Annotated in this window: 22 protein-coding genes and 1 tRNA gene; 11 read left to right on the forward strand and 12 right to left on the reverse strand. The window is 69.0% G+C overall.

The features are described from left to right. Nucleotides 1–474 precede the first annotated feature (474 nt). The 5 genes from RS86_RS05885 to RS86_RS05905 all read right to left on the reverse strand — a co-directional run bounded on the left by RS86_RS05885 (nucleotide 475) and on the right by RS86_RS05905 (nucleotide 6,918). On the reverse strand, nucleotides 475–1,059 hold the full coding sequence (locus tag RS86_RS05885) for a GNAT family N-acetyltransferase (RefSeq protein ID WP_045271288.1): 585 nt from the start codon (nucleotides 1,057–1,059) through the stop codon (nucleotides 475–477). After that, the gene (locus RS86_RS20755; RefSeq protein WP_052680100.1) at nucleotides 1,056–1,664 is read right to left on the reverse strand and encodes a TetR/AcrR family transcriptional regulator; all 609 of its coding nucleotides are present in this window, start codon (nucleotides 1,662–1,664) and stop codon (nucleotides 1,056–1,058) included. The genes RS86_RS05885 and RS86_RS20755 overlap by 4 nt, the downstream gene beginning before the upstream one ends. A gap of 56 nt (nucleotides 1,665–1,720) precedes the next feature. Further along, nucleotides 1,721–3,799, reverse strand: a complete 2,079-nt coding sequence (locus RS86_RS05895; RefSeq protein WP_235281649.1) for an MDR family MFS transporter — start codon at nucleotides 3,797–3,799, stop codon at nucleotides 1,721–1,723. A 345-nt stretch (nucleotides 3,800–4,144) separates the two neighbouring features. Further along, nucleotides 4,145–4,762, reverse strand: a complete 618-nt coding sequence (locus RS86_RS20760) for a TetR/AcrR family transcriptional regulator (protein WP_052680101.1) — start codon at nucleotides 4,760–4,762, stop codon at nucleotides 4,145–4,147. A 47-nt stretch (nucleotides 4,763–4,809) separates the two neighbouring features. Further along, nucleotides 4,810–6,918 carry a DHA2 family efflux MFS transporter permease subunit gene (locus RS86_RS05905; RefSeq protein WP_419177694.1) on the reverse strand — a complete coding sequence of 703 codons (2,109 nt, stop codon included), beginning with the start codon at nucleotides 6,916–6,918 and terminating at the stop codon, nucleotides 4,810–4,812. 202 nt (nucleotides 6,919–7,120) lie between these two features. Here RS86_RS05905 and RS86_RS05910 point away from each other — a divergent pair, with 202 nt between their 5' ends. Further along, entirely contained in the window at nucleotides 7,121–7,906 is a 786-nt protein-coding gene (locus RS86_RS05910) for a DNA/RNA non-specific endonuclease (protein ID WP_045271289.1), read from the forward strand. Between the two features lie 40 nt (nucleotides 7,907–7,946). Here the strand turns inward: RS86_RS05910 and RS86_RS05915 are convergent, their stop codons facing one another. Both RS86_RS05915 and RS86_RS05920 read right to left on the reverse strand, forming a co-directional pair. Next, nucleotides 7,947–9,818 carry a lipase family protein gene (locus tag RS86_RS05915; protein ID WP_235281651.1) on the reverse strand — a complete coding sequence of 624 codons (1,872 nt, stop codon included), beginning with the start codon at nucleotides 9,816–9,818 and terminating at the stop codon, nucleotides 7,947–7,949. Between the two features lie 117 nt (nucleotides 9,819–9,935). Continuing rightward, nucleotides 9,936–10,019: transfer RNA gene (locus tag RS86_RS05920), tRNA-Leu, on the reverse strand. 299 nt (nucleotides 10,020–10,318) lie between these two features. Between RS86_RS05920 and RS86_RS05925 the strand changes: the two genes are divergently transcribed. The 7 genes from RS86_RS05925 to pknB all read left to right on the forward strand — a co-directional run bounded on the left by RS86_RS05925 (nucleotide 10,319) and on the right by pknB (nucleotide 19,231). After that, on the forward strand, nucleotides 10,319–11,044 hold the full coding sequence (locus RS86_RS05925) for an FhaA domain-containing protein (protein ID WP_045271290.1): 726 nt from the start codon (nucleotides 10,319–10,321) through the stop codon (nucleotides 11,042–11,044). A gap of 52 nt (nucleotides 11,045–11,096) precedes the next feature. Next, nucleotides 11,097–11,615 (forward strand): FHA domain-containing protein FhaB/FipA, encoded by a 519-nt coding sequence (locus tag RS86_RS05930; RefSeq protein ID WP_045271291.1) that lies wholly within the window; start codon nucleotides 11,097–11,099, stop codon nucleotides 11,613–11,615. A 9-nt stretch (nucleotides 11,616–11,624) separates the two neighbouring features. After that, a complete protein-coding gene (locus RS86_RS05935) occupies nucleotides 11,625–12,875 on the forward strand; it encodes a PP2C family protein-serine/threonine phosphatase (protein WP_045271292.1) in 1,251 nt (416 codons plus the stop codon). Then, nucleotides 12,872–14,269 (forward strand): FtsW/RodA/SpoVE family cell cycle protein, encoded by a 1,398-nt coding sequence (locus RS86_RS05940; protein ID WP_045271293.1) that lies wholly within the window; start codon nucleotides 12,872–12,874, stop codon nucleotides 14,267–14,269. Before RS86_RS05935 ends, RS86_RS05940 begins: the two co-directional genes overlap by 4 nt. Beyond that, complete coding sequence (locus tag RS86_RS05945; RefSeq protein ID WP_045271294.1) at nucleotides 14,266–15,723, forward strand: peptidoglycan D,D-transpeptidase FtsI family protein; 1,458 nt, start codon at nucleotides 14,266–14,268, stop codon at nucleotides 15,721–15,723. The genes RS86_RS05940 and RS86_RS05945 overlap by 4 nt, the downstream gene beginning before the upstream one ends. Further along, on the forward strand, nucleotides 15,720–17,465 hold the full coding sequence (locus tag RS86_RS05950; protein ID WP_045271295.1) for a protein kinase domain-containing protein: 1,746 nt from the start codon (nucleotides 15,720–15,722) through the stop codon (nucleotides 17,463–17,465). The genes RS86_RS05945 and RS86_RS05950 overlap by 4 nt, the downstream gene beginning before the upstream one ends. A gap of 65 nt (nucleotides 17,466–17,530) precedes the next feature. Then, nucleotides 17,531–19,231 carry a Stk1 family PASTA domain-containing Ser/Thr kinase gene (gene pknB, locus RS86_RS05955; protein ID WP_045271296.1) on the forward strand — a complete coding sequence of 567 codons (1,701 nt, stop codon included), beginning with the start codon at nucleotides 17,531–17,533 and terminating at the stop codon, nucleotides 19,229–19,231. A 110-nt stretch (nucleotides 19,232–19,341) separates the two neighbouring features. Here pknB and RS86_RS05960 read toward each other — a convergent pair whose 3' ends face one another. Next, nucleotides 19,342–20,301 (reverse strand): alpha/beta fold hydrolase, encoded by a 960-nt coding sequence (locus RS86_RS05960; protein WP_045271297.1) that lies wholly within the window; start codon nucleotides 20,299–20,301, stop codon nucleotides 19,342–19,344. Nucleotides 20,302–20,381: 80 nt separating this feature from the next. Here RS86_RS05960 and RS86_RS05965 point away from each other — a divergent pair, with 80 nt between their 5' ends. Continuing rightward, nucleotides 20,382–21,341, forward strand: a complete 960-nt coding sequence (locus RS86_RS05965; RefSeq protein WP_235281654.1) for a helix-turn-helix transcriptional regulator — start codon at nucleotides 20,382–20,384, stop codon at nucleotides 21,339–21,341. A gap of 60 nt (nucleotides 21,342–21,401) precedes the next feature. Here RS86_RS05965 and RS86_RS20765 read toward each other — a convergent pair whose 3' ends face one another. Next, nucleotides 21,402–21,575, reverse strand: a complete 174-nt coding sequence (locus tag RS86_RS20765) for a hypothetical protein (RefSeq protein ID WP_045271299.1) — start codon at nucleotides 21,573–21,575, stop codon at nucleotides 21,402–21,404. After that, nucleotides 21,575–22,363: a class E sortase gene (locus RS86_RS05975; RefSeq protein ID WP_045271300.1), complete on the reverse strand. Its 789-nt coding sequence runs from the start codon at nucleotides 22,361–22,363 to the stop codon at nucleotides 21,575–21,577. The genes RS86_RS20765 and RS86_RS05975 overlap by 1 nt, the downstream gene beginning before the upstream one ends. 77 nt (nucleotides 22,364–22,440) lie before the next feature. On the opposite strand from RS86_RS05975, the gene RS86_RS05980 reads away from it, so the two are divergent. Continuing rightward, on the forward strand, nucleotides 22,441–22,680 hold the full coding sequence (locus RS86_RS05980; protein WP_045271301.1) for a cell division protein CrgA: 240 nt from the start codon (nucleotides 22,441–22,443) through the stop codon (nucleotides 22,678–22,680). A gap of 252 nt (nucleotides 22,681–22,932) precedes the next feature. Here the strand turns inward: RS86_RS05980 and RS86_RS05985 are convergent, their stop codons facing one another. After that, on the reverse strand, nucleotides 22,933–23,823 hold the full coding sequence (locus RS86_RS05985; protein WP_045271302.1) for a rhomboid family intramembrane serine protease: 891 nt from the start codon (nucleotides 23,821–23,823) through the stop codon (nucleotides 22,933–22,935). Between the two features lie 28 nt (nucleotides 23,824–23,851). Further along, entirely contained in the window at nucleotides 23,852–24,409 is a 558-nt protein-coding gene (locus RS86_RS05990) for a peptidylprolyl isomerase (protein WP_045271303.1), read from the reverse strand. Nucleotides 24,410–24,539: 130 nt separating this feature from the next. Between RS86_RS05990 and RS86_RS05995 the strand changes: the two genes are divergently transcribed. Beyond that, the gene (locus tag RS86_RS05995) at nucleotides 24,540–25,049 is read left to right on the forward strand and encodes a hypothetical protein (RefSeq protein ID WP_045271304.1); all 510 of its coding nucleotides are present in this window, start codon (nucleotides 24,540–24,542) and stop codon (nucleotides 25,047–25,049) included. Nucleotides 25,050–25,066 lie beyond the last annotated feature (17 nt).

Raw genomic sequence — 25,066 nt, forward strand, 5'->3', positions numbered from 1 at the left:
AACACCCCGGATCACAAGGTGACGAAAATGTTGCAAGCCGCGCGACGGGCGGGATCCGCTCCCGGAGCGGCCGGAGCGACGGAGGCCGCGGCGCGCACGTCCGAGAAATGGAGCGGGTCCCCACCGCGGGGGGAGCGATGGGGACCCAGGACGACCGGAGGGTGCGTCTGAAATCAGCATAACCCATGTTCGGGAGTTCTGTCCCCCAAAAGGGGGACAAAATGTCGACGACGGGCGTATCATCTCAGTACATCGGAATACTGGGGACGAAGCGGCCCCCCCGGGGGATCCATTGGGGACTGGATGCGCCGAGGGGGCCATTGCACGCACTGGCCGCCGGTCTCTGGGGAAGACCTTCCGCCCTCGCTGGGGACGTCGGGCGGGAGCAGCCGTCTTCACGTGCGCGCGGTCAACACTAGGCGAGGCCGCGCGCCCCTGTCCAGGATGCACAGGCGCGCCGATCGGAAAACGCTCTCAATCGGTCAGAGAGCGCCATTCCTCCGCGAGAAGCCCGTAGTTCATGCCATCCATCCACTCTCCGCTGCGGTGCAGCGCGGTGCGGCGGCTGTGCTCCTCGCGCCGCATGCCCAGGCGCTCCATCATGCGCCACGACGGCTCGTTCGCCGCGAAGCAGCCGGCGCTGACACGGCGCAGCCCGAGTTCGGTGAAGCAGGCGGCCATCACCGCGCGCACCGCCTCGGTCGCGTACCCGCGCCCCTGCTGCGCAGGATCCATGGCCCAGCCCAGCTCCGCCTGCACGCCCTCGGCCTGCGGGCGTACCTCCGCCTGCGACCACGCGTCTTCGACGCGCAGCATGATGTCGCCGATCACGCCGACGCCCGGAAGCTCCACGAGCAGGGTGAGCGCGAGACGCTCCGGATCCGCGAAGTGCGCGCGGAACCCCTCGGCATCGGCGGGCGCCGTGGTGAGCCACTGGTGCACCTCGTCGAGGCGGCGGTAGCGCCACACCGCGTCGGAGTCGGCCGACGTGCTCGCACGCACGATGAGCCGCTCTGTACGCAGCGGGAGGGCGATCCGGTCGAACGCGGGGGAGGTCATGCCTCCAGGCTAGAGTCCGGATCCGACATCCGGGCGCCGCGCACCTGGACGAGTCCGTCCAGCGCCTGCAGCAGGCGGGTGGCGCCGGGCCGGTCCGGCGTGGTGCGCGTGTGGACCAGCACGTTCATCGCGGCGAGCACGAGGGACACCGCGCGCACGGCCTCGTCGTGATCGGAGGCACGGCGCTCGGCGAGCTCGATGAGCTGCTCCCGCACGGACCCCATCCACTGCGAGAACGCGGGCAGCAGTTCGGGCCGCCGGATGAGCAGCTGCTTGATGCGCTGGCGGTCCATCCCCTCGTCCATCGAGGAGCCGACCACTTCGCAGAGCGCGGGCACGAGCTCACCACGGGCGCGCAGGAATCGCGCCACGACCTCGCCGCCGGCGCCCGACTCCGGCAGCTTCAGAGCGGCGGCGGCCTTGGACGGGAAGTAGTTGAAGAAGGTGCGCGGCGAGACGTCGACGGCCTCGCAGATCTGCTCGATCGTGGTGCCGTCCAGCCCCTGCTCCTCGACCAGACGCAGGGCGGCCTCGTGCAGAGCCTGACGGGTCTGCTGCTTCTTGCGCTCTCGCCGGCCCTCGCCGGCGGTGTTCGCGATGCTCATCTTCTTCTCCTCGTACGCGAAGCCGGGACGGGACGTGCCCGCCCCGGCTGCATCGCTCAGGCGCTCTGGACCCTGATCGTACCGGTCTCGCTGACGCCGGCCTCGTCGGCCTGCTCCTGCAGGGCCGAGCGGGTGCGCAGCGGCGGCGCCTTGAAGAACCAGCTCAGCACGAAGGCGAGCATCAGCACGCCGAAGCCGACCCAGTAGATGATGTCGATCGCCTGCGTGAAGCCGACCATGAACGGCTTCGTGAGCGCCGGGTCCGCCCCGTTCAGGAACGAGGTGTCGCTGATCGTAGAGTTGGATCCGGACGAGCCGCCTGACGTCGACACCTTGGCGAGCTGCTTGCTCATCCCGGGCGCGATCGTGTCCACCCAGTGCTCGCGCTGCGCCTTGTCCGACCAGTCCACAACGACGCGACCGTTCACGACAGTGGCCTTCGCAGCGGCGGCGACGGCCTTCAGCGCCGCGGCTTCGGCGTCGGGCAGGGCCTCGGCGACCTTCTGATCGATCGCCGTCTGCGCGGCCGCGGCCGGGAGCTGCCCGGAAGCGACCGCCTGGTTCACACCCGCCGTGACGGCGTCGGTCACCTTCTTGTCGGCAACGGCCTTGGCCTCGGTCGTGCCCTTGTCGAGCTGCGCCTGGATCTGCTTCTGCGCCGGCCCGATCACCGGCTCCCAGAGCTGCTTCACGACGGCCTTGTTCTCGGTCTTGCCCGCGACGCCGGGATCGAGTGCGGCGTTCAGGCCCGCGGTCAACGTCGCCTGGGGCGCCATGCCGTGCACGATGTTCAGCGGAAGCAGCGTGAACAGGATCGAGAGCATGATCGCCGTCCCCAGCGTTCCACCGATCTGGCGGAAGAAGGTCGCGGCGCTCGTGGCGACGCCCATGTCGGGCGCGGCGACCGCGTTCTGGCTCGCCATGGTGAGCGATTGCATGAGCTGGCCGAGCCCGAGGCCCACCACGAACATGCCGATCATCATGAACCACACCGGGGTGCTGGACGAGACGAACGTGAGCAGCAGGAATCCGAGGGCGGTGCACAGCGTGCCCAGGCGCGGGAAGATACCGTACTTCCCGGTCCGCGCCGTGATCTGACCGGCGGCCATGGACGACGTCATGAGGCCGACGACCATCGGCAGCATCGCGAAGCCCGACTCGGTGGGGGTGAGGCCCGCGACGATCTGCATGTAGAGCGGGATCGTCATCATCGCGCCGAACATGCCGAAGCCCACGAGCACACCGATGACGGTCGCCATAGAGAAGGTGTTGGAGTGGAACAGGCGGATCGGGATGATCGCGTCGTCCTTCATCGCGATCTCGATGAGCACGAAGGCGATCGCACCCAGGCCGCCGATCACGTAGCAGGCGATCGCGGCGAACGAGGACCAGCCCCACTCGCGGCCCTGCTCGGCGACGAGCAGCAGCGGCACGAGCGCCACGATCACGGCCGTCGCGCCCCACCAGTCGATGCGCGGATTCTTGTGCGTGCCGACCTTCGGCAGGTGCAGGAACGCGATCACCATCGCGAGCGCGATGAGGCCGATCGGCAGGTTGATGAGGAACACCCAGCGCCATCCGGAGATCCAGAGGATCTCGTGCGCGCCGGCGAACAGGCCGCCGACCAGCGGGCCGATCAGCGAGGAGATGCCGAACACCGCGAAGAAGTACCCCTGGTACTTGGCACGCTCGCGAGGGGCGAGGATGTCGGCCATGATCGCGAGCGGGAGCGACATCAGCGCGCCGGCGCCGATGCCCTGGAAGGCGCGGAAGCCCGCGAGCATCAGCATGGACGTCGAGAACGTCGAGAGCACGGATCCGAGGATGAACACCGTGATGCCGAAGATGAACAGCGGCCGGCGACCGAAGATGTCGCTGAGCTTGCCGTAGATCGGCACCGAGATCGTCGAGGTGATCAGATACGCGGTGGTGACCCAGGCCTGCTGATCGAGGCCGTGCAGGTCGTCGCCGATCGTGCGGATCGCGGTGCCCACGATCGTCTGGTCGAGCGACGAGAGGAACATGCCGGCCATCAGGCCGTATATGACGAGCAGGATCTGCCTGTGCGTCATGATCGGGGCGTTCTGCTTGCGCTCCGTGCGCGTCGCCCCTGTGGTTGCTGTCGCGGTGGACATGGAGTCCCTTCAAATGAATCGAGGACGCCGTCGCCCGTCGTCGACACCCGTCGCTTCGAGCGCCGACGTTGGCGGCAAGAATGTTGCAGCCATGCAAGATTACACGAAAGGAAAGGTTGCGCAAACGCAGATTCACTATGAGGTTGCTGGATCCTGCGCGGCGGACGAGATGGATTCCGCAGCTTCGGAGGGTCCGCGAGGAGCCTTTTCCATCCCTCCGGCCGGATCACCGTCGCGGCGAGATGGATATCGTCGCCCGACATGCGCCGCTAAGAGCGTTTTCCGCCTTCAGCGCGCCCGCCGGGGAGCCCCGAATCCCGCACTCCGGCAGGGAGGCGACCGCCGTCAGCCCGCGTCGCGCAGCCGCACGTTCCGGGCGGCCACGAGGTCTTCCACGCCCTCGAGCAGGCGAGCGGCACCGGGCCGCTCGCCGCCCGCGGTGCCGTCGTGCACGATCACGCTGAGCGCCGCCATCGTGAGGGCGACCGCGGCCATGGCGTCCGCATCGTCGGCGCGCTCGCGGACGAGCGCGTAATACTGCTCGCGGATGCCGCCCATCCACTGCGCGAAGGCGGGCATGAGCTCGGGGCGGCGCACGACCAGCGCCTTCATGCGCTTGCGCTGCTGCGCGTCGTCCATCGAGGCGCCGATGAGCGCGCAGAGCGCGGGCACGAGCTCGCCCTGGGCGGCGCGGAACGCGTCGGCGCCCTCGGGGGGGATCCCGGTGTCGGGCAGGTCGAGGGCGGCGGCGGCCTTGGAGGGGAAGTAGTTGAAGAAGGTGCGCGGCGATACGTCCACGGCCTCGCAGATCTGCTCGACCGTGGTGCCGTCGAGGCCCTTCTCATCGACCAGGCGCAGCGCGGCCTCATGCAGCGCCTGCCGGGTCTGCTGCTTCTTGCGCTCGCGCCGGCCGCAGTTCTCCGCGTGCGGATCCGCCGCGGTCAGCTCCTCTGTGTTCGTCATCTCGCTCTCCTCGAGAGTCGGGGCGGGTCTCCCCGCCCCGACTCCGCTCAGGCCTTGTGGGTCCTGATGCTTCCGGTCTCGGTCATTCCCACCTTGTCCGCCTGCTCCTGCAGTGCGGATCGGGCGCGCAGCGGCGGCACCTTGAAGAACCAGGTCAGCACGAACGCGAGCAGGATCACGCCGAAGCCGACCCAGTACAGCGTCACGAGTCCCTGGATGAAACCGATCATGAACGGCTTGCTGAGCGCGGCGTCGGCCCCGGTCAGGAAGGAGGTGTCGTTCACCGCAGTGCCGGACGAACCGGATCCGGAGGCATCGCTCTCCTTCTTCTTGATCTCGTCCTGCAGCGTCGGGACCAGCTGGTCGACCCAGTAGGTGCGCTGGTCGTGATCGGCCCAGTTCACCGCGACCTTGTCACCCTGGACGCCGGCGTGCGCCTTCTCGGCGACCGCCTTCAGCACCTGCTCGTGCGCAGCGGACTCCGCGGCGGGCGTCGCCTCCGCGGCCTTCTGCGCGATCACGGCGGGCGCGGCCTCCGCGGGCAGCTGCCCCGCGGCGACGGCCTGGTTCACGCCCTCGGTGACCTTCTGCGTCACGGCCTCGCTGGCCGCGGCCTTCGCCTTCGCGTCGGCCTCGGCCAGACCCTTGTCGAGCTGCTTCTGGACGTTCTCGGTCAGCGGACCGACGACGGCGCTCCATTGCTGCTTCATGATGGCGGCGTTGTCCGCCTTGGACGAGGTCGCCGGATCCAGAGCAGCATCGAGCGCCGCCGACAGATTGGCCTTGTCCTCGGTGGCGTGAAGGACGTTGGCGGGCAGCATCGAGAACAGCACCGAGAGCATCACGGCGGTGCCCAGGGTTCCGCCGATCTGACGGAAGAACGTGGCGGCGCTCGAGGCGACGCCCATCTCGTGCGGATCGACCGAGTTCTGGCTCGCGAGCGTCAGAGGCTGCATGAGCTGGCCGAGCCCGAGGCCCAGCACGAACATGCCGACGAAGATCTGCCACAGCGGCGTCTCGTACCGGATGAGCGTGAGCGAGAAGAAGCCGACCGCGGTGAAGAGCGTGCCGAGGACGGGGAAGATGCGGTACTTCCCGGTGCGCGCCGTGATCTGGCCCGAGGCGAGCGAGGCGATCATGAGGCCGACGATGAGCGGCAGCATGGACAGGCCGGATTCGGTCGGGTTCATGCCGACGACGATCTGCATGTAGAGCGGGATGGTCATCATCGCGCCGAACATCGCGAAGCCCACGAGGAAACCGAGGACTGTGGCCATCGAGAAGGTGCCGGAGCGGAAGAGCTTCAGCGGGATGATCGCGTCGTCCTTCATGAGGGCCTCGATCACGACGAATGCGACGAGGCCGATGCCGCCGATCGCGTAGCAGGCGATGGAGGCGACGGAGTCCCAGCCCCAGGCGCGGCCCTGCTCGACGACGATGAGCAGCGGCACGAGCGCCATGATGACCGCGGCAGCGCCCCACCAGTCGATGCGCGGGCCCTTGTGCCGGCCGACCTTGGGCAGGTGGAGGAACGTGATCACCATGAACAGCGCGAACAGGCCCAGCGGGATGTTGATGAGGAAGGTCCAGCGCCAGCCGTCGATCCAGAGGATCTGGTTCGCGCCGGCGAACAGGCCGCCGACGAGCGGGCCGATCACGGTCGCGACGCCGAACACGGCGAAGAAGTAGCCCTGGTACTTGGCACGCTCGCGCGGGGCGAGGATGTCGCCCATGATCGCGAGCGGCAACGCCATGAGCGCGCCGGCGCCGATGCCCTGGAACGCACGGAACGCGGCGAGCATCATCATCGAGGTCGAGAACGCCGAGAGCGTGGAGCCCAGGATGAAGATCACGATGCCGAGGATGAACAGCGGGCGGCGGCCGAAGATGTCGCTCAGCTTGCCGTAGATCGGCACGGCGATGGTCGAGGTGATGAGGAACGCGGTGGTGACCCAGGCCTGCTGATCGAGGCCGTGCAGGTCGTCGCCGATCGTGCGGATCGCGGTGCCGAAGACGGTCTGCGCGAGCGACGACAGGAACATGCCGCTCATCAGGCCGTAGATCACCAGCATGATCTGCTTGTGCGTCATGATCGGCTTCGCGGCGAGCGGGGCGGACGCCTCGACCGTCGTGACGGTGTCGGTGGCGGTTGCCATAGAAGTCCTTCCAGGGGAACGGGGGATGGAGCGGTGCGGATCCCGCCCGCGGACTTCTTCGATCGACACGAGCGCCGACGCCGGCGCAAAACTTGCAACTCTGCAATGTTACACGCTTGCAAGCTTTCCAGCACGCATGGATTTGGGATCCGTGTCGTGACAGTGTCGTGACAGTGTCGGCGGCATCCGTCACGATGGAGGCATGACGGACGGCTACGAGCCCGGCTTCCTCTCCACCTCGCTCCCTCTGCCGCGCCCGGAACGCGAGGTGCGCGAGCTCGCGTATCCGCGCTTCACCGTGCTGCTCGATCCTGGCCGCAGACTGGCCGTGGCGACGGGCGTCAACATCGACGGCACGACACTGCGCGACCTGCCGCGCACGGGCGAATGGCGGCTCGACCCCCGGGTCGGAGAGGACGAGCAGACCGGGCCCGCCGTGTACGCGCGCAACGACCTCGACCGAGGACACCTGGTGCGGCGGCGCGATCCGGGGTGGGGAGACGTCTCCGCGGCGCGCGCCGCGATGGAGGCCACCTTCGTCTACCCCAACGCCGCTCCGCAGGCGGCACGCTTCAATCAGGGCCCCGAGCTCTGGCTCGGCCTCGAAGACCACGTGCTCACCTATGCAGAGGCCACCGCGCAGCGCATCTCCGTGTTCACGGCCCCGGTGCTCGCCGACGACGACCCGCCCTATCGCGGCATCCGGATCCCCCTGCGCTTCTGGAAGATCGCGGCCTGGGAGTCGGCCGGCTCCCTCTCGGCGGCCGGATTCGTCCTCGACCAGAGCGACCTCGTCGACACCAGGGACGGGCTGCTCGCCGCCGCGCCGCTCGGCGGGTTCCGCACGTTCCAGGTGCCCGTCACCGAGATCGCCGCGCTCGCCGGCGTCGACGTCGGGCCCCTCGCGGCCGCGGACGTGCTGACCACCCGGGGGATCCGCCCGGTCGAGTGGCGACCGCTGCACAGCGCTGACGACATCGTGCTCTGAACCGCGGCGGACGGCGCGCGGGATCTGCGGGCCGGCCGGCTCAGCCGGAGGGGAGGTGGTCGCAGTCCGGGGTCGGGGCCTTGCCGTCCCAGCGGTCCAGGGTCCACTGCTCGAGCTGAGGGGTGAGCGGGGAGTCCGGCCCGACGAGCTCGACGTGGCCGAGCCCGGGGTAGGTGCGGTAGTCGACGGGGATCCCGGCATCGCAGCGGGCCTTCACCCACGCGTCCTGGATCGCGGGTTTCACGAGCGGATCCGCCAGTCCCTGCGCGACCAGCACGGGCGCGGGGAAGGGCCCGGTGGGCTCCTGCTCCTTGAGCTTGTCGCCGAACGGGCCGTCGAGCAGCGCATTCGGGAAGATCTGGTTCGGCACCTGGCTGCCGCGCAGGATCGCGGCGAGGCCGTCGTGCCCGTTGAAGCAGAGTCCGCCGATGCGCTCGACCGGCCCGGCGGATCCGGGGGTGAGGCTCTTCTCGACGTTCAGCTCGGGGAACACCTTGTCCCAGGTCGCCGCGATGTACGCCGACACGGTCTTGCCCGCCGTCTCCGACTTGATCGCCTCGGCGAGCGCGTACAGGTTCGAGGCCGGCGCGAACGCCGCGACGCCCTTGACAGTGAACTCCGGGGCATAGGACGAGGCGATCTGGCCGGTCCAGAGCGAGCCCTGGCCGCCCTGCGAGTGGCCCCAGATCACGGTGTCGGTGGAGACGTTGAGCTCACTGAACCCGAGCACGGCCTTCGACGCGTCCCACACGTTGCGGGCCTCCGCATCGCCCACGAGATAGGGGTGCGGGCCCTTCGTGCCCAGGCCGATGTAGTCGGACGTGACTGCGACCCAGCCGTGCTCGGTCACCATGTCGGCCATCGCCGTGCCCGCGCCGTCGGCGAAGGGCGCGGCGCTCAGCGACGGCGAGCAGCCCGGCACCACGCCGACCGTGCCGTGCGAGACCGTGAGGAGAGGAAGAGGATCCGGTCCCGGGTTCTCCGGCGCGAGCACCGTGCCGCTCGAGACGGCCGGGGACCCGTCCTGGTTCGTGGTCGTGTAGAGGATCCGCCACGCCTTCGCCCCCGCGGGCACGCCGACCGTCATCGGTTCGGAGCGGATCAGCGTGCCGGGCTTGGACGGCACATCGGCGGGCGGGGTGTAGAACGCATCGGGCACCGGCAGCGGAGTGCCCCCGAGCAGCGCGCCGCTGCCCGCGGCGAGCGCGACCGCGAGCACGAGGGCGACGCTCGCCCCGATCGTGCGGAGCCAGCGCACCCACGGACGGCGCGGGGCGTTCGTCGCGGGAGAGCGCCTCGCGAACGCGCGCACGATCAGCTGCAGCCCGATGAAGACGAACCACGCCCCGACGCCGAGCCGGAACACGACCAGGGTCAGCACCGGCCAGAACACGGTGATCGCGGCGACGGCCAGCGTCGCGACCGCCGCGATGATCCCGGTGACGCGCTGATCCGCGCCGGGGCGGAAGGCACGCACGACGGTGGCCAGGGCGAAGGCGATCAGCGCGATCGTGAGGAGCAGCGAGAGCAGCGGAGCACCTGCGACCGGCCACAGCGCCATGCCGGCCCCGAGCAGCACGAGCAGCCCGCCGAGCACGCGCGCGACGATCACGACGGCCGGGCGCGACGCGGATCCGTCGTCGTCCTGCCCGTTGCCCTCGCCCGCGGTGAGAAGCACGGCGACGCCCGCCAGCAGGATCCCGATCCCGGTGACGAGCGCGATCGTCTGCACGGTCATCGACACGAGGAGGAAGACGACGCCGACCGCGACGATCGCGAGGCCCAGCACGATGCGGATCGGAGCGCTCCACCGTGCGACCGTCGCGGACAGGCGACGGAACGGGCCGGTGCGCCGCGAGGGGGTCTCCGGCGCGGTGTTCTCGGGGGCGGGTGCGGACTCCTGCGGATCCACGGCGTCTCCTTCGGCTCGCGCCGCGGTCCGCGGCTGACGCCAGATTAGCGGCGGGGACGCAGGGGTCAAGGAAACGAAGAAGGCCCGGATCTCTCGATCCGGGCCTTCTTCTCACTGTGCGCGAGGGGGGACTTGAACCCCCACGCCCTTGCAGGCACTGGCACCTGAAGCCAGCGCGTCTACCTATTCCGCCACTCGCGCATGTCGGTCCTCGCGAACCAACCTCCCGAGAATATCACGCCCCGGCGCGCACTCCGAACCGGCGCCGCACCCCGGCTGCGTCGAGTGCACGGCATCCCGTCGAGCGCACGGCCTGCGCGCGCGAACGTCCCGTGCGCTCGGCAGGATCCGGTGCACTCGCTACCGGAACCGAGCAAGCCCGGCCGCGCAGGCGAACCGACGACACAGGATCCACTCGGCATCCGGATCGCGCCGTCCGGGGGATCATTCAGGCCGTATCGCTACGATGTGCGTACCGATCGGTGAGCCATGGGAGCCCAGTGGGACTACTAGACAGCTTTGAGAAGGGTCTCGAGCGCGCAGTGAACAGCGCGTTCGCGAAGACCTTCCGCAGCGGCATCCAGCCCGTGGAGATCGCTTCGGCACTGCGTCGCGAAATGGACACGAAGGCGGCTGTCGTCAGCCGCGACCGCATCATCGTGCCGAGCACCTTCCTCGTGCACCTGAGCGGCGAGGACGCGACGGCCATGCACGGACTCGGATCCGCTCTCATCGACGAGCTGCACGTCCTGGTCAAGGAGCACGCCCGCGCACAGGGATACAGCTTCTCCGGCCCCGTGAACATCGCCCTCGAAGCCGACGACAAGCTCGCCACGGGCACCGTCCGCGTCGAATCCGCCTCCACGCCGAGCAGCGGACGCGTCACCTGGCAGGCCGTCGTCACCACGGGCGGCGCACGCTACCCCGTCACCAAGGCGCGTACGGTCATCGGCCGTGGAAGCGACGCCGACATCACCATCGGCGACGCCGGATCCAGCCGCAAGCACGCCGAAGTGCTGTGGGACGGCGATCACGCCATGCTCCGCGACCTCGGCTCCACCAACGGCACCAAGCTCAACGGCCAGCGCGTGCGCGAGGCCCAGCTCACCAGCGGCATGGTCATCACGATCGGCCGCACGGATCTGACATTCGAGGTCGTGCCCGTCTCCGAGCCGGTCCGCGGCCGCGGCGATGACGCCACGCGCGCGTTCGGGGTCAATCCGTGAGCGCGGCCTGCGGAAAGCGCCGCGAGCGCGCCATCCGTGAGGAGCAGCCGTCATGAGTGAACTGACGCTCCTCCTCCTGCGCATCGGCTTCCTCGTGCTGATGTGGTTCTTCGTCTTCGCGGTCGTCTATTCGCTCCGCGCGGATCTGTTCGGCGTGCGCGTGCGCAAGCTGCCCCAGGCCGAGGCCGCGGCGAGCGCCCCGGCGGCGAAGCCGGCCCCTGCACCCGCGAAGCCCTCTGCCGCACCGAGGAGCAGGCCCGGCGGACCGGCAACCACGTCCACCGTCGCCAAACTCGTCATCACGTCCGGTCCCAAGGCCGGCCTCGAGGTGCCGCTGGGATCCGAGCCGATGTCGATCGGCCGCTCGAGCGAATCCGGTCTCGTCATCCGCGACGACTACACGTCCAGCCACCACGCGCGCCTGCTGCTGTGGGGCGACCAGTGGATGCTCCAGGATCTCGACTCCACGAACGGCACGTTCCTGAACGGAGAGCGCGTCGGCGCCCCCGTCGCCGTGTCGATCGGCGCACCCATCAAGGTGGGCGCCACGACGTTCGAGCTGCGGGCGTAACCGGCGGCCATGGTCTTCGAGGGCTCGAGCGCCGCGATCTCCCACACCGGGAAGGTCCGCTCCAACAACCAGGACTCCGGCTACGCCGGGGCGAACCTGTTCGTCGTCGCCGACGGCATGGGCGGCCACGCGGGCGGCGACGTCGCCAGCAGCCTCGCGATCCACCGGCTGCAGAACCTCGATCACGCCTATCCCTCGACCATGGACGCGGAGGCCTCGCTGCAGGCTGCCGCCACGACCGCCGCGGGCGACATGATCCGCGCCGTCAAGGACCGCCCGGAGCTCGCCGGCCTCGGCACCACGCTCGACGCGATCATCATGGTCGACGACTACGCCGTCATCGGCCACATCGGCGACTCCCGCATCTACCTCTACCGCGACGAGACGCTCACCCAGATCACCACCGACCACACCTTCGTGCAGCGGCTGGTCGATTCGGGCCGGATCACGCCGGAGGAGGCGCGCTACCACCCGCGCCGCTCCGTGCTCATGCGCGTGCTCAGCGACATGGACGCGGATCCCGAGCTCGACATGTTCGTCATGCCGACGCTGCCCGGGGACCGCTGGCTGCTGTGCTCCGACGGCCTCTCCGGGGTCGTCGACGAAGCGCACATGGAGAAGACGCTGCGCCTGGCCATGGCCCCGGGACGCACCGCGGACGGCCTGCTGAAGTACGCGCTCGACGGGGGAGCCCCCGACAACGTCACGATCGTGATCGTCGACGTCGGCGGCCAGCACCCGCTGCTCTCCGGATCCGCGACCGTCGTCGGCGCCGCGGCGAACCCGCAGGGCATCATCGTGCCCGCCGCGCGCCCGGCCCGCCCGAGCTGGCTGCACCCCGTGCGCCAGGCGGCGAACGAACCGACGCACTTCGAGCCGGCCGCCGACTACCTCGAGGAGCTCATCGAGGAGGACCACCGCCGCTCGGTGCGCCGCAGGGTCGGGTGGATCACCGGGCTGCTCGTGGTGATCGCGCTCATGGCGGCCGCGCTGTTCGGGGCCTACGCGTGGACGCAGACCCGCTACTTCGTGGGGGTCTCCTCCGACACCGACACGGTCGCCGTCTTCCAGGGGATCCAGCAGGATCTCGGGCCGATATCGCTCTCGCACGTGTACGAGGACACCGGCATCAAGATGTCGGACCTGCCCAGCTTCAACCAGTCGCTCGTGCAGCAGACCATCACCGCACGCTCCCTCGACGACGCGACGGCCATCGTCGGGCGCCTCCGCGCCTCGTCCGGGACGGGGAAGACGCCATGACCGCCACCGCACCCGCTCCCCACGCCGGCGACGTCGCCGCCGACACGGCCGTGCTGCGCGCGCTGCGCAAGATCCGCGGTCCGCAGACGCAGCGCAACCGCGAATTCTGGCTCCTGCTGTTCGCCGTGGTCGTCGCAGGCGCCGCCCTCACCCTCGTGCAGCTGGGCGCCCTCGGCCGCATCGACCCGATGATCCTGCTCATCGGCGGCGGGCTCGCCGTGCTCGTGTTCGCCCTGCACATCGTGCTGCGCTTCGTCGCCAGCGACGCGGATCCGTTCGTCCTCCCGATCGCCACGCTCCTCACCGGCGTCGGCATCGCGGAGATCTACCGCATCGACATCGCCAACCGCGCCACGGGCTGGGACGCGTCCTCCAACAAGCAGCTCATGTGGATGGCGATCTCGGTGGCAGGCGCGATCGCCCTCGTGATCTTCCTGCGCAACTACCGCGTGCTGTACAAGTACACCTACCTCTCCGGGCTGGCGGGCCTCGTGCTTCTGGTCCTGCCCTTCATCCCCGGCCTCAAGGCCGATGCGAACGCTGACGTCTGGATCTCGATCGGCGGGCTCGGCTTCCAGCCCGGCGAGCTCTCGAAGATCTTCCTGGCGATCTTCTTCGCGGGCTACCTCGTGCGCACGAGGGAGAGCCTGTCGTCCGTGGGCAAGCGGTTCGCCGGCATCACCTGGCCGCGCATGCGCGAGCTGGGGCCCGTGATCGTGGTCTGGCTGATCTCGCTCGCCATCATCGTCGCGCAGCACGACCTCGGCACCGGCGTGCTCATCTTCGGCATGTTCATCGTGATGCTCTACGTCGCGACCGGGAAGACCAGCTGGGTTCTCATCGGCGTCGTGGGCGTGGTGATCGGCGTCGCGGTCGTGTCGCAGTTCCTGACCTACGTGCAGAACCGCTTCAACACGTGGATCAACGCCTTCGACCCCGACCTCATGGAGGACCAGAGCTACCAGCTCACGCAGGGCATCTTCGGCCTCGCGCACGGGGGGCTGCTCGGCACGGGCCTCGGCCAGGGCCGCCCGCAGATCACGCCGGTCGCCGAGAGCGACTTCATCATCACCAGCCTCGGCGAGGAGATCGGGCTGATCGGCCTGTTCGCCGTGCTGTGCCTGTACATGGTGTTCGTCAGCCGGGGCCTGCGGATCGGCGTCGCCGGTCAGGACGACTTCGGCAAGCTGCTCGCGGTGGGCGTCTCGTTCACGATCGGCCTGCAGGTCTTCATCATGGTCGGCGGCGTCACCCGCGTGATCCCGCTGACCGGCCTCACCACGCCGTTCCTCGCGGCGGGAGGCTCCTCCCTCATCGCGAACTGGCTCATCGTCGGTCTGCTGCTGCGGATATCCGACGGCGTGCGCCGCCAACCCAGGGTGGTGATCGGATGACCAAGGAACTCAGAAGGATCAGCATCCTCGTGCTGGTCATGTTCCTCGCCCTATTCGGCTCTGTGAGCTGGATCCAGGTCGTGCAGGCGGACGCGCTCGCGCAGAACGACGCGAACCGGCGCACGCGGCTGGACAGCTACGAGATCCAGCGCGGATCCATCCTCGCCGGGGACACGCCGATCGCCACCTCGAAGGCGTCGGGCGACATGTACTCGTTCCAGCGGGTGTACACGGATCCGCAGATGTGGTCCTCGGTCACGGGCTACTACAACCCCGCACTGGGCAGCGCGACCGGCATCGAGAAGGCCATGAACAGCGAGCTCAGCGGCACCGGAGGCTCCAACTTCCTCTCGTCGATCGAGCGCATCGTCTCGGGCCAGCCGCAGAAGGGCGCGAACGTCCGCCTCAGCCTCGACCCGGTGGCGCAGAAGGCCGCGTACGACGCGCTGCAGGGCCTGCAGGGCGCCGTCGTCGCGATCGAGCCCAAGACGGGACGGATCCTCGCGATGGTCTCCACCCCCGGCTACGACACGAACAGCCTGGCCGTGCACGACTCGAAGGCCGCCAACGCCACGTACGACGGCCTCGTCGCCGACCCGAACAAGCCGCTGTCGAACCGCGCCATCGGCGGGAACATGAACCCTCCCGGTTCCACGTTCAAGCTCGTCGTGGCCGCCGCGGCGCTGGACTCCGGCAAGTTCACGATGCAGTCGACGTTCCCGAACCCTGCCGCCTTCACCCTGCCGGGCACCACCACCGCCGTGCACAACTCGTGGGGCGGGCCCTGCCCCGGCGGCGAGACCGTGAGCCTCGCCGATGCGATCCGGTACAGCTGCAACATCCCGATGGCCGAGCTCGCGGTGCAGCTCGGCGACAAGGCGATCCGCTCCTCCGCCGAGAAGTTCGGCTTCGGCAAGGAGTTCTCGCTCCCGCTCGAGTCGACCGCGTCCACGTACCCGAAGAGCCTCTCGCCCGACAAGACCGGTCTCACGGGCTTCGGACAGGGCGACGTGAGGGCGACCCCGCTGCAGATGGCCATGGTCTCGGCCGGCATCGCGAACAACGGCGTCGTGATGAACCCGCGCATGGTGGATCAGGTCCTCGGCGACGATCTGTCGGTGCTCAAGCAGATCGACAACAGCCAGTTCGGGCAGGCGATGAGCTCCGACCAGGCCGCGGCGATCACCGCCGCCATGCAGGCGTCGGTCTCAAGCGGCGCGGCGCAGGGTGCAAGAATAGACGGAGTCGACGTGGCCGGTAAGACGGGCACAGCGGAGAACGGTGACACCAACCCCTACACGCTGTGGTTCACCGGCTTCGCGCCCGCTTCGAACCCGGAGATCGCCGTTGCGGTCGTCGTCGAAGACGGCGGTGGGCAGGGACAATCCGGATCCGGTGATGCGATCGCATCACCGATTGCCAAAAAGGTCATGGAGGCGGTGCTGAAGAAATGAGGCCGACACAGGGTGTGCATTTCGGCGGTCGCTACGAGCTGCAGTCTCGGATCGCCATCGGTGGCATGGGCGAGGTGTGGGAGGCGACCGATCACGTCATCGGACGGACCGTCGCCATCAAGATCCTCAAAGACGAGTACATGGGGGATCCTGGCTTCCTCGAGCGCTTCCGCGCCGAGGCCCGCCACGCCGCCCTCGTGAACCACGAGGGCATCGCGAGCGTGTTCGACTACGGCGAGGAGAACGGCTCGGCGTACCTCGTCATGGAACTCGTCCCCGGCGAGGCGCTCTCCACGATCATCGAGCGCGAGGGATCCCTCAGCGCCGACAAGACGCTCGACATCGTCGCGCAGACCGCCTCCGCGCTGCAGGCCGCGCACGCGGCGGGCCTCGTGCACCGTGACATCAAGCCCGGCAACCTGCTGATCACGCCGGACGGCCGGGTCAAGATCACCGACTTCGGCATCGCGCGGATCGCCGACCAGGTGCCGCTCACGGCCACCGGTCAGGTCATGGGCACCGTGCAGTACCTCTCGCCCGAGCAGGCCTCTGGACACGCCGCATCGCCGGCCACCGACATCTACTCGCTCGGCATCGTCGCGTACGAATGCCTAGCCGGGAAGCGCCCGTTCACGGGCGAGTCGCAGGTCGCGATCGCCATGGCGCAGATCAACGACACCCCGCCGCCGCTGCCGCCGACCGTGCCGCAGCCGGTGCAGAACCTGGTCATGGCCATGATCGCGAAGAAGCCGGCCGACCGGCCGAGCTCCGCGGCCACGGTCGCGCGCGCCGCGCAGGCGCTGCGCCGCGGCGACCTGAACTCCGCCGCGATCGCGGTGCCGGCCGTCATCGCCGGTGTCGTGGGCGCCGGTGCCGTCGCGGGTGCCACCGGCGACGATGCCATGACTCAGCTCCTCGGCGCGACGCAGGGCGCGACGACGATCATGCCGACGACCGCGCAGATCCCGACCGAGGCCGATGAGGCCCCGGAGAAGAAGAAGCGCAGCCCGTGGACCTGGCCGCTCATCGCGCTCATCGCGCTGCTGGTCATCGTGCTCGGCGGCACGGTCTTCGCGCTGCTCTCGAACCAGAAGGCGCCGGAGCCCGCTCCGTCCACGACGAGCTCGCAGACCACGCCGTCGAAGACGCCGAGCAAGACGCCCACGCCGACACCGACCGCCGATACCGTCGCGCTCGGCACGCTCGGCCTGATCGGACAGACGTGCGATGCCGCCGTGCAGACGCTCAAGGGCGCCGGCCTCGACGGCACCTGCTCCACGGGCGACCACGCCCCGGCGCAGGACAAGGTCGGCACGGTCTACAGCACGGATCCCAGCGGCGGCAACGTCAAGAAGGGCACCGTCGTCCAGCTGGCCGTGTACGGCGACCTCGTGCCGATCGGTGCCCCCGATTCCGCTCCGAAGCTCGCCGGACCCGCCACTGCAGGCGGCACCGTGCAGCTGAGCTGGGCCGGGTTCGTGTGCCCGAGCGGCACCGGCAACGTGTCGGGCTACGTGGTGACCCTCACCAACGCGACGTTCGTCGGCGACGGATCCCAGAAGACCTTCGATGCCGGCACGCTCAACGCCGAGATCTCGATCGCCAATCAGCCGGGAGCACAGGTCACCGCGACCTATCTGGCGCTGTGCGGCGACAGCAAGCGCGAGAGCGGCCCGTCCCCGCAGATGGCGGATCCGATCGTGCCGGGCACCGGCCCTGTCTCACCACCGCCATCGCCCTGAGCGGCCCGAAAGCATCAAGAACAAGAGAACCAGGGGGGTCCTCTGTGGCGACGATCACGCGCGTCATGGCCGGTCGCTACCGCGTCGATGACCTCATCGGCCGCGGTGGCATGGCACATGTGCACCGGGGATACGACCTGACCCTCGGGCGCGAGGTCGCGATCAAGATCCTCGACCGCGACCTCGCCCGCGACGCGGCGTTCCGCACGCGCTTCCGGATGGAGGCGCAGGCGGCGTCGCGCATGTCGCACCCCTCGATCGTGCGCGTCTTCGACGCGGGCGAGGACAGCACGGCCGAGGCCGGCGGCACACCCGCCGAGCCGGTGCCCTTCATCGTGATGGAGCTCGTGCCCGGCGACCTGCTGAAGGACATCATCGCGCGCGGCCCCGTGCCTACCGTCGATGCCGTGCGCTATGCGGACGGGATCCTCGAGGCGCTGGAGTACTCCCACCGCGCCGGCGTCGTGCACCGCGACATCAAGCCGGGCAACGTCAAGGTCACCCCCGACGGCACGGTCAAGGTGATGGACTTCGGGATCGCCCGGGCCGTCTCCGACTCCTCTTCCACGGTCGCCGAGACCACCCAGATCATCGGCACGGCCGCCTACTTCTCGCCGGAGCAGGCCAAGGGCGAGCAGGTCGACGCCCGCACCGACCTGTACTCCGCGGGAGTCGTGCTGTACGAGATGCTCACCGGACGCCAGCCCTTCCGCGGAGATTCCCCGGTGGCCGTCGCCTACCAGCACGTCAGCGAGACGCCGCTGCCGCCGAGTGAGGTGCACGACGAGGAGCACCCCGCCGCCGAACTCGCGCGCATCCGCGCCCTGGATCCGGTCGTGCTGCGCGCGATGGCGAAGGATCCGTTCCAGCGCTTCCCCGATGCGGTGTCGTTCCGCACGGCGCTCGACGACGCCGTGACCGGTGCCGTGCCCACGAAGAAGCAGCTGTCCTCGCTCACCAGCGAGCTCTACGGACCGAGCCCGCGGCACGCGCAGGAGACCGCGCGCACGCTGCGTCAGCTCTCCACCGACACGACCATGACGCGCACGCAGTCGGGTCCCCCTGTGGCATGGATCTGGGCCGGTGTCGCGCTGCTGGTCGTGCTGATGGCCTCCGTGCTGATCTGGGTGCTCGCGATCAAGCCCACCGTCGACGTGCCGACCGCCACGCGCTCGGTGCCGAGTCTCTCAGGCCAGACCTACGAGACCGCGGTCGCGCTGCTGGCGAAGAACGACCTGCGCGCGATCCGCATCGATCAGGCGGATGCGACCGTCGACAAGGGCAAAGTCGTCAGCACGGAGCCCGAGGCCGGCGCGCACATGGACAAGGGCCAGTCGGTCACGGTCTACGTCTCCTCCGGCGCCGCAGAGGTTGCCGTGCCCCAGGTGGTCGGCCTCAGTGCGACGGCCGCCAAGGACGCGCTGACCAAGGCCGGGCTGCAACTCGGATCCGTGACGCAGAAGAACGATCCGCGCACGCAGCATGACGTTGTGCTGACGTCGAGCGTCCAGGCCGACACGAAGGTGCCCCCGGGGACCGTGATCGACCTCGTCGTGGCCAGCGGCGTGGTGACGCTCAACGACCTCACGGGCTGGACCCTCGACTCGGCGACCCAGACGCTCCAGCAGCAGGGCCTGACCGCGAACCCGGTCGAGAACCCGCAGTGCAAGGCCACCGATCCGAAGACCGTCGCATCGATGTCGGCGCCCCCGGGAGACGTGCCCGTGCTGTCCACGATCGACCTGACCTACTGCACCGGCAAGTAGCAGCCGGACTCGGCGTCGACCACGAGTTCGGCGGCCGGCCTACGCCGCGCGCCATTCCGGGGCGCAGGGCGTAGGTCGGCCTCCCGTTCTTCGCCGGCGTCGATGCGTCCTCAGCCTGCGCTGGCCTCCTGGGCCTTCAACCACGTCACGATCGCGCGATTGGTCTCCTCGGGCCGCTCCTGGTGAATCCAGTGCCCGCTGTCGAGGCTGATCTCTTCGACGTCGGGCACGAACGTCGCGAGATGTTCGGCCTGGGCGACGGCGTCGCGTTCACCGTAGATCATGAGCGCAGGCTGCTGGACGATCGGGTCGGCATCGGCCAGCTGATGCCAGGCGCGGTTGAGATTCCGATACCAGTTGATGCCTCCGGTGAATCCCGAGCTCTCGAACGCGGTGGTGTAGACCGACAGTTCGCTCTCACTGAGCAGCGGGTCACCGGAAGGCGTCTCGGTGCGAGCGGTCTCGATCAGCACCATGCCCGGCTGGGGCGGCATGACCGGCTCGTTCCTCCGATACAGGTTGTTGAGGAACCGTGCCGGGTCCGCATCGAACACGGCGTCGGCGACTCCCGGCTTTCGGTTGAAGTGGACGAAGTAGTAGTCGCTGCCGAGCACCGCCTCCATGAAGTCCAACCAGGGCACGTCGCCCCGCACCAGGTACGGCAGGCTCAGCGCGATCACCCCGTTGACGCGCTCCGGATGCAGCAGCGTCAGGCTCCACACCACGAACGCGCCCCAGTCGTGACCGATGAAAGTCGCGTCGGCGTAGCCGAAGTGGTCGAGGAGGGCGACAAGATCGCCGGTCAGGTGCTCGATGTCGTAGGCGACCACCTCCGCGGGGCGCGAGGAGTTGCCATAGCCGCGCTGGTTGGGGGCGATCACGCGGTAACCGGCCGCGACCAGCGCGGGCACCTGGTTGCGCCAGGTGTAGGCGAGATCGGGGAAGCCGTGGCAGAGCACGATCGGTCGTCCGGCATTGTGCCGGCCGGCCTCGAACACCTCCAGCTCGACGCCGTTGACGGCGATGATCGTCGGTTCGGGAAAGGAGATCGGATGCGTTGCTGAGTTCATGATTCCACGCTAGGCAGGTAAACAGGTCACCCCACGACCGGTTTAACTGCCAGTGTTGTGGCATGCGATCCGATCGACTGGTGGCCATCCTCCTGATGCTGCAACGGCGCGAGCAGGTCACCGCAGCGGAAGTCGCCGAAGAGCTCGAGGTGTCCGAGCGCACCGCACGTCGCGACCTCGATGCCCTGGGCATGGCGGGAATCCCGATCTACTCCGTGCAAGGCCGAGGCGGCGGATGGCGCCTCCTGGGTGGCGCCCGCACCGATCTCTCGGGTCTCACAGTGGGCGAGGCCCGAGCTCTGTTCCTGGTCGCGGGGCCGGCGGCGGCGGCGACGCCCGAGGTGAAGGCCGCACTCCGCAAGCTCGTCCGCGCACTGCCGGAGACCTTTCGTGCGCAGGCCGAAGCGGCGGCGGCATCGCTGGTCGTGGACTCACGGCGATGGAACTCGCCCGACACCGCCGACGCTCACCCGCCTCGTTTCCTCGCTGTGCTGCAGGACGCCGTGATCCGGGGAGTTCAGGTGCGGTTCGGCTACATCGATGCGGCAGGCAACGAGACCGAGAGGACCGTTCATCCACTGGGGATCGTGGCGAAAGGACCCTCCTGGTACCTGGTCGCCCACACCGATACCGGCCAGCGGACATTCCGGATCGACAGGGTCACGGCCATTACGGCCACCGATCACCCTGTTGCGCGCCCGGATGGATTCGACCTCGCCAGAAGCTGGCGTCAGGTCACGGACGACGCCGACCGTCTGCACACGCCGGTGGAGGTCCGCGCGACCTGCGCACCCGAGGGGCTCGAGTACCTTCGCGCCGCGCTGGGCGACAACCTCGACATCGGTACGGCCGGTACAGACGGCCGTATCGCAGTGGTGTTCCGCGGGCCCAGCGAGTACGGGCTCGCCGGCCACCTCGCCGGGCTCGTCGAATGGCTCGAGATCTCCAGCCCACAGGGAGTCATCGATCACCTCGCGACCATCGGTGCTGCGCTCACCGACCGTTACGGCCCACCAGAACATCCCGCAGCACGGCACTGAAAGGTCGTCCGGGCGGATGACAGGCGGAGACCGGCCTCCGAATTCTCACCCGACCCCGGATCAGGTCGCGGTCGGCGTGGGTTCGATGCTGACGTCGCCGGGCGAGATCAGCGGGCTCACCCAGGGGAACACCCAGAACATCAGGCCGTAGAGCACGGCCGCGAGCAGCACGAGCACGATGAACAGCCGCACCCACCACGGGCCGGGGAGGATGCGCCACAGAGCGCCGTACATCAGCTCACCGCCTTCAACGATGCCGGGGCGCCCAGTGCGCGTGGCTGGAAGCTCTCGAACACCCCGTACGCCACGATGCGCTCGGCGAGCGAGTACAGCGGCGAGCACGCCGTGAGGGTGATGTACCGGCCCCCGGCGGCGGCGCCCGTCTCCTGCGGCACGGGATCCAGTACGTCGACACTGTCTGGCGTGACGTACTCGAGCGTGCGGAACCGATAGGTGTACCACCCCTGCTCCGTCTCGATCACGATCGCGTCGTTCAGGTGCAGCCGGTCGAGCTGGTTGAAGGGCTTGCCCCAGGTGGTGCGGTGGGCGGCCATCGTGAAGTTTCCCGGCTGGCCTGGCATCCCCGACGTGGGGTAGACGCCGATCCAGCCGTGGTCGAGGGTGTCCGGCCTGGTCACCCCGCCGGCGATCTGCACGTTGTAGTCGGATCCCCACCGCGGCACGTGCATCTGCGCGCCCCACGGGACGCCGTTCTCGGGCGCCGTCATCGCGGGTGGCTCGTACCGGGGATGAGCGGCGTCGACGCCGTTCCCGTCGTCGATCACGGGCGGAAGGGCGGGAGCGGGACCCTTCGACCAGGCCTGGGAGATCTGCTGCCCCTTGTCGTTCGCGGAGGCGCTCATGATGATGTCGCCGATCCACATCTGCCACGCGGCGTACAGCAGCACCACGACGCCCGCGGTCAGCAGCAGCTCGCCGAGCACGCTCGCGAACGTGGCGCGGCGGCGCGGTCGTCCGCCCCGGCCGGCACGGCGCGTGGCGGCTCGCGAGGCGTCGGTCATCCCGCGATCCTACCGAGCGGACCTTGCCGCCGGACGACAGCCTGATGCCGGAGCGGCCTGTTGGGTAGACTGTGCCCATGGCACGATCCCGCAAGCCCGAAGAAGCCGTCGCAGAGAAGGTCGACGGCGACGCCGCACCCAACGCCGTGTGGTTCAAGCCGGTCATGGTCGGCTTCATGCTGCTGGGCCTCGCCTGGATCCTGGTCTTCTACATCACCGGCATGCAGTACCCGATCCCGGGTCTGCAGTCCTGGAACCTGCTGATCGGTCTCGGCATCGCCCTGATCGGCTTCCTGATGACCACCCGCTGGCGCTGACGCCGCCTTCTCCTTCTCCGAAACGCCCCCGCCCGCGCGGGGGCGTTTCTGCATTCCGGATCTGGTATCCCGCAGGGTTGTCCACGGATCCGAGGGGTTATCCACATTCTGGGGATGGATATGCACACCCCGTCCCCGAAGTTATCCACAGATCTATCCCCATGTGGGGAGAATTACACGCCTGTCATTCTCACGGCCGGGAGGACGACGAACGGCCCCCGCCCGAAGGCGAGGGCCGTTGCGGTCCGTCGGTCAGTGACCGGCGGTGATGAGCAGGGGAGGAACGATCGCGACCACGGCCAGCAGCACCAGCACGAGCGCCGAGACGAGGCCGATCCACCAGAACTTGGTCGTGCCGCGGCCGCTCGTGCGGACGTAGATGAGCGCGACCAGGGCGCCGACGACCGCCCCACCGACATGCGCCTGCCACGCGATCCCCGGCACCAGGAACCCGTAGACGAAGTTGATCGCGAGCACGACCAACGCGCCGATGATGTTGCCGCCCAGGTGGCGGCCGATCACGATCAGAGCGACGAACAGACCGAAGATCGCGCCGGACGCGCCGACCGTGGACTGGGCAGGATCGATCAGGGCCATCGCGACGGACCCGCCGAGACCGCTCACCAGATACAGCGTGAGGAACTTCGCCCGGCCGATCAGCGGCTCAAGAATCTGCCCGATCATCCACAGCGCGAGCATGTTCAGGCCGAGATGGATGAATCCGCCGTGCACGAGCAGCGCCGTCAGCAGGCGCCAGGGCTCGAACGGCGCCCCGGACAGCGACGGGTAGAGATACCCGGCCCAGAACGACAGGTTGCTCGTGAGGAAACCACCGATACCCGGCACGAACTGCAGCAGGCTCACCGCCGACGTGATCGCGAGGATCCAGTACGTCACCATCGGACGCCCGCCGACGGCGGTCATCGAACGCGCACCCCAGCGCCGGTTCGCGCGGCGCTGGGCGGGCGTCTGGTTGCGCCGCTGCTCCTGCATGCACTCGGGGCAGATCACACCGACCGGGGCCTGGGTCTGGCATTCAGGGCAGATCGTGCGCATGCACCGCTGGCACAGCACGAAGCTCTGCCGACCGGGATGCCGGTAGCAGAAGTTGTCGGGATTCGCGTGGAACTCCGAAGTCGTCATCCGTGCGCTCCGGAGTCCGGGGGCGGGGTCAGTTCGCGACGATGTCGACGGACTGCAGCACGACGTCCTCGACCGGGCGGTCGCCCGCTCCGGTGCGCACGGCGGCGATCTCGTCCACGACGGCCCTGGAGGCGTCGTCCGCGACCTCGCCGAAGATCGTGTGCTTGCCCTGCAGCCACGGGGTCGGGTCGGTCGTGATGAAGAACTGCGAGCCGTTGGTGCCCTCGGCCTGGCCGGTGATGGCATTGCGACGCAGGCCGGCGTTGGCCATCGCGAGGATGTAGGGCTCGTTGAAGTTCAGCTCGCCGTGGATCTCGTCGTTGAAGGTGTAGCCGGGACCGCCGACGCCCTGTCCGAGCGGGTCGCCGCCCTGGATCATGAAGTTCGGGATGATGCGGTGGAAGATGACGTCCTGGTACAGCGCACCCTCGCCCGGCTTGCCGGTGGCGGGGTGGGTCCAGGATCCGGTGCCGTCGGAGAGTTCGACGAAGTTCTTCACGGTGCGGGGAGCGTGGTCACCGAAGAGGTTGATGACGATGTCTCCGTGGTTGGTGTGCAGCGTGGCGACGTGAGTGGCGTGAGGCATGCGTCCATTCTCGCATCGGATCCCCTGCAGTCTCTGATTCCTCCAGGAACTTCTCCGACGCACACCCGCCACTCAGGAGCTTGTCTGGCAAGATGGTGAGTCCGAACTCCGTTTCGATTGGGAGGGCATCGTGAGCCTGAGCCGCAAGCGTCAGAAGGAACTCCGTCAGCTGCAGAGCGAGGCCGCCAAGCTGTGGGCCTCCCAGCAGGTCGTCGTCGGCGAGGCCGCGAACGTCGCCCGTGAGGCGGGTCGCCAGCTCGACAACTTCCGCCGCGAGCAGGTCGTGCCCACGGTGCAGGACGTGTACGAGCACCGCGTGGTCCCCGCCGTGGACAAGGGCGTCAAGTTCTCCCGCGATGTCGTCGACCACAAGGTGGTCCCGGCGATCGGCGGTGTCGTCGGATCCGCCCTCACCGCGTGGGACATCGCGAACGCCAAGCGCACCGGAACGGTGCACGTTCCGCGCGCCGTGGTCGCCGTGCCGGCCGAGCGCAAGAGCGGCCTCGGGATCGGTGCCGTGATCGCGATCATCCTCGGCGCCGCGGCGGCCGTGGGAGTCCTGGTCGCGGCCTGGCAGGCACTGCGGGCCGACGACGAGCTCTGGGTCGCCGACGACCCGCTGAACGCTCCCGAGGCGTGAGCACCCCCGCTTCACCG

The organism is Microbacterium azadirachtae, from assembly GCF_000956505.1.
Taxonomy (GTDB): Bacteria; Actinomycetota; Actinomycetes; order Actinomycetales; family Microbacteriaceae; genus Microbacterium; species Microbacterium azadirachtae_A.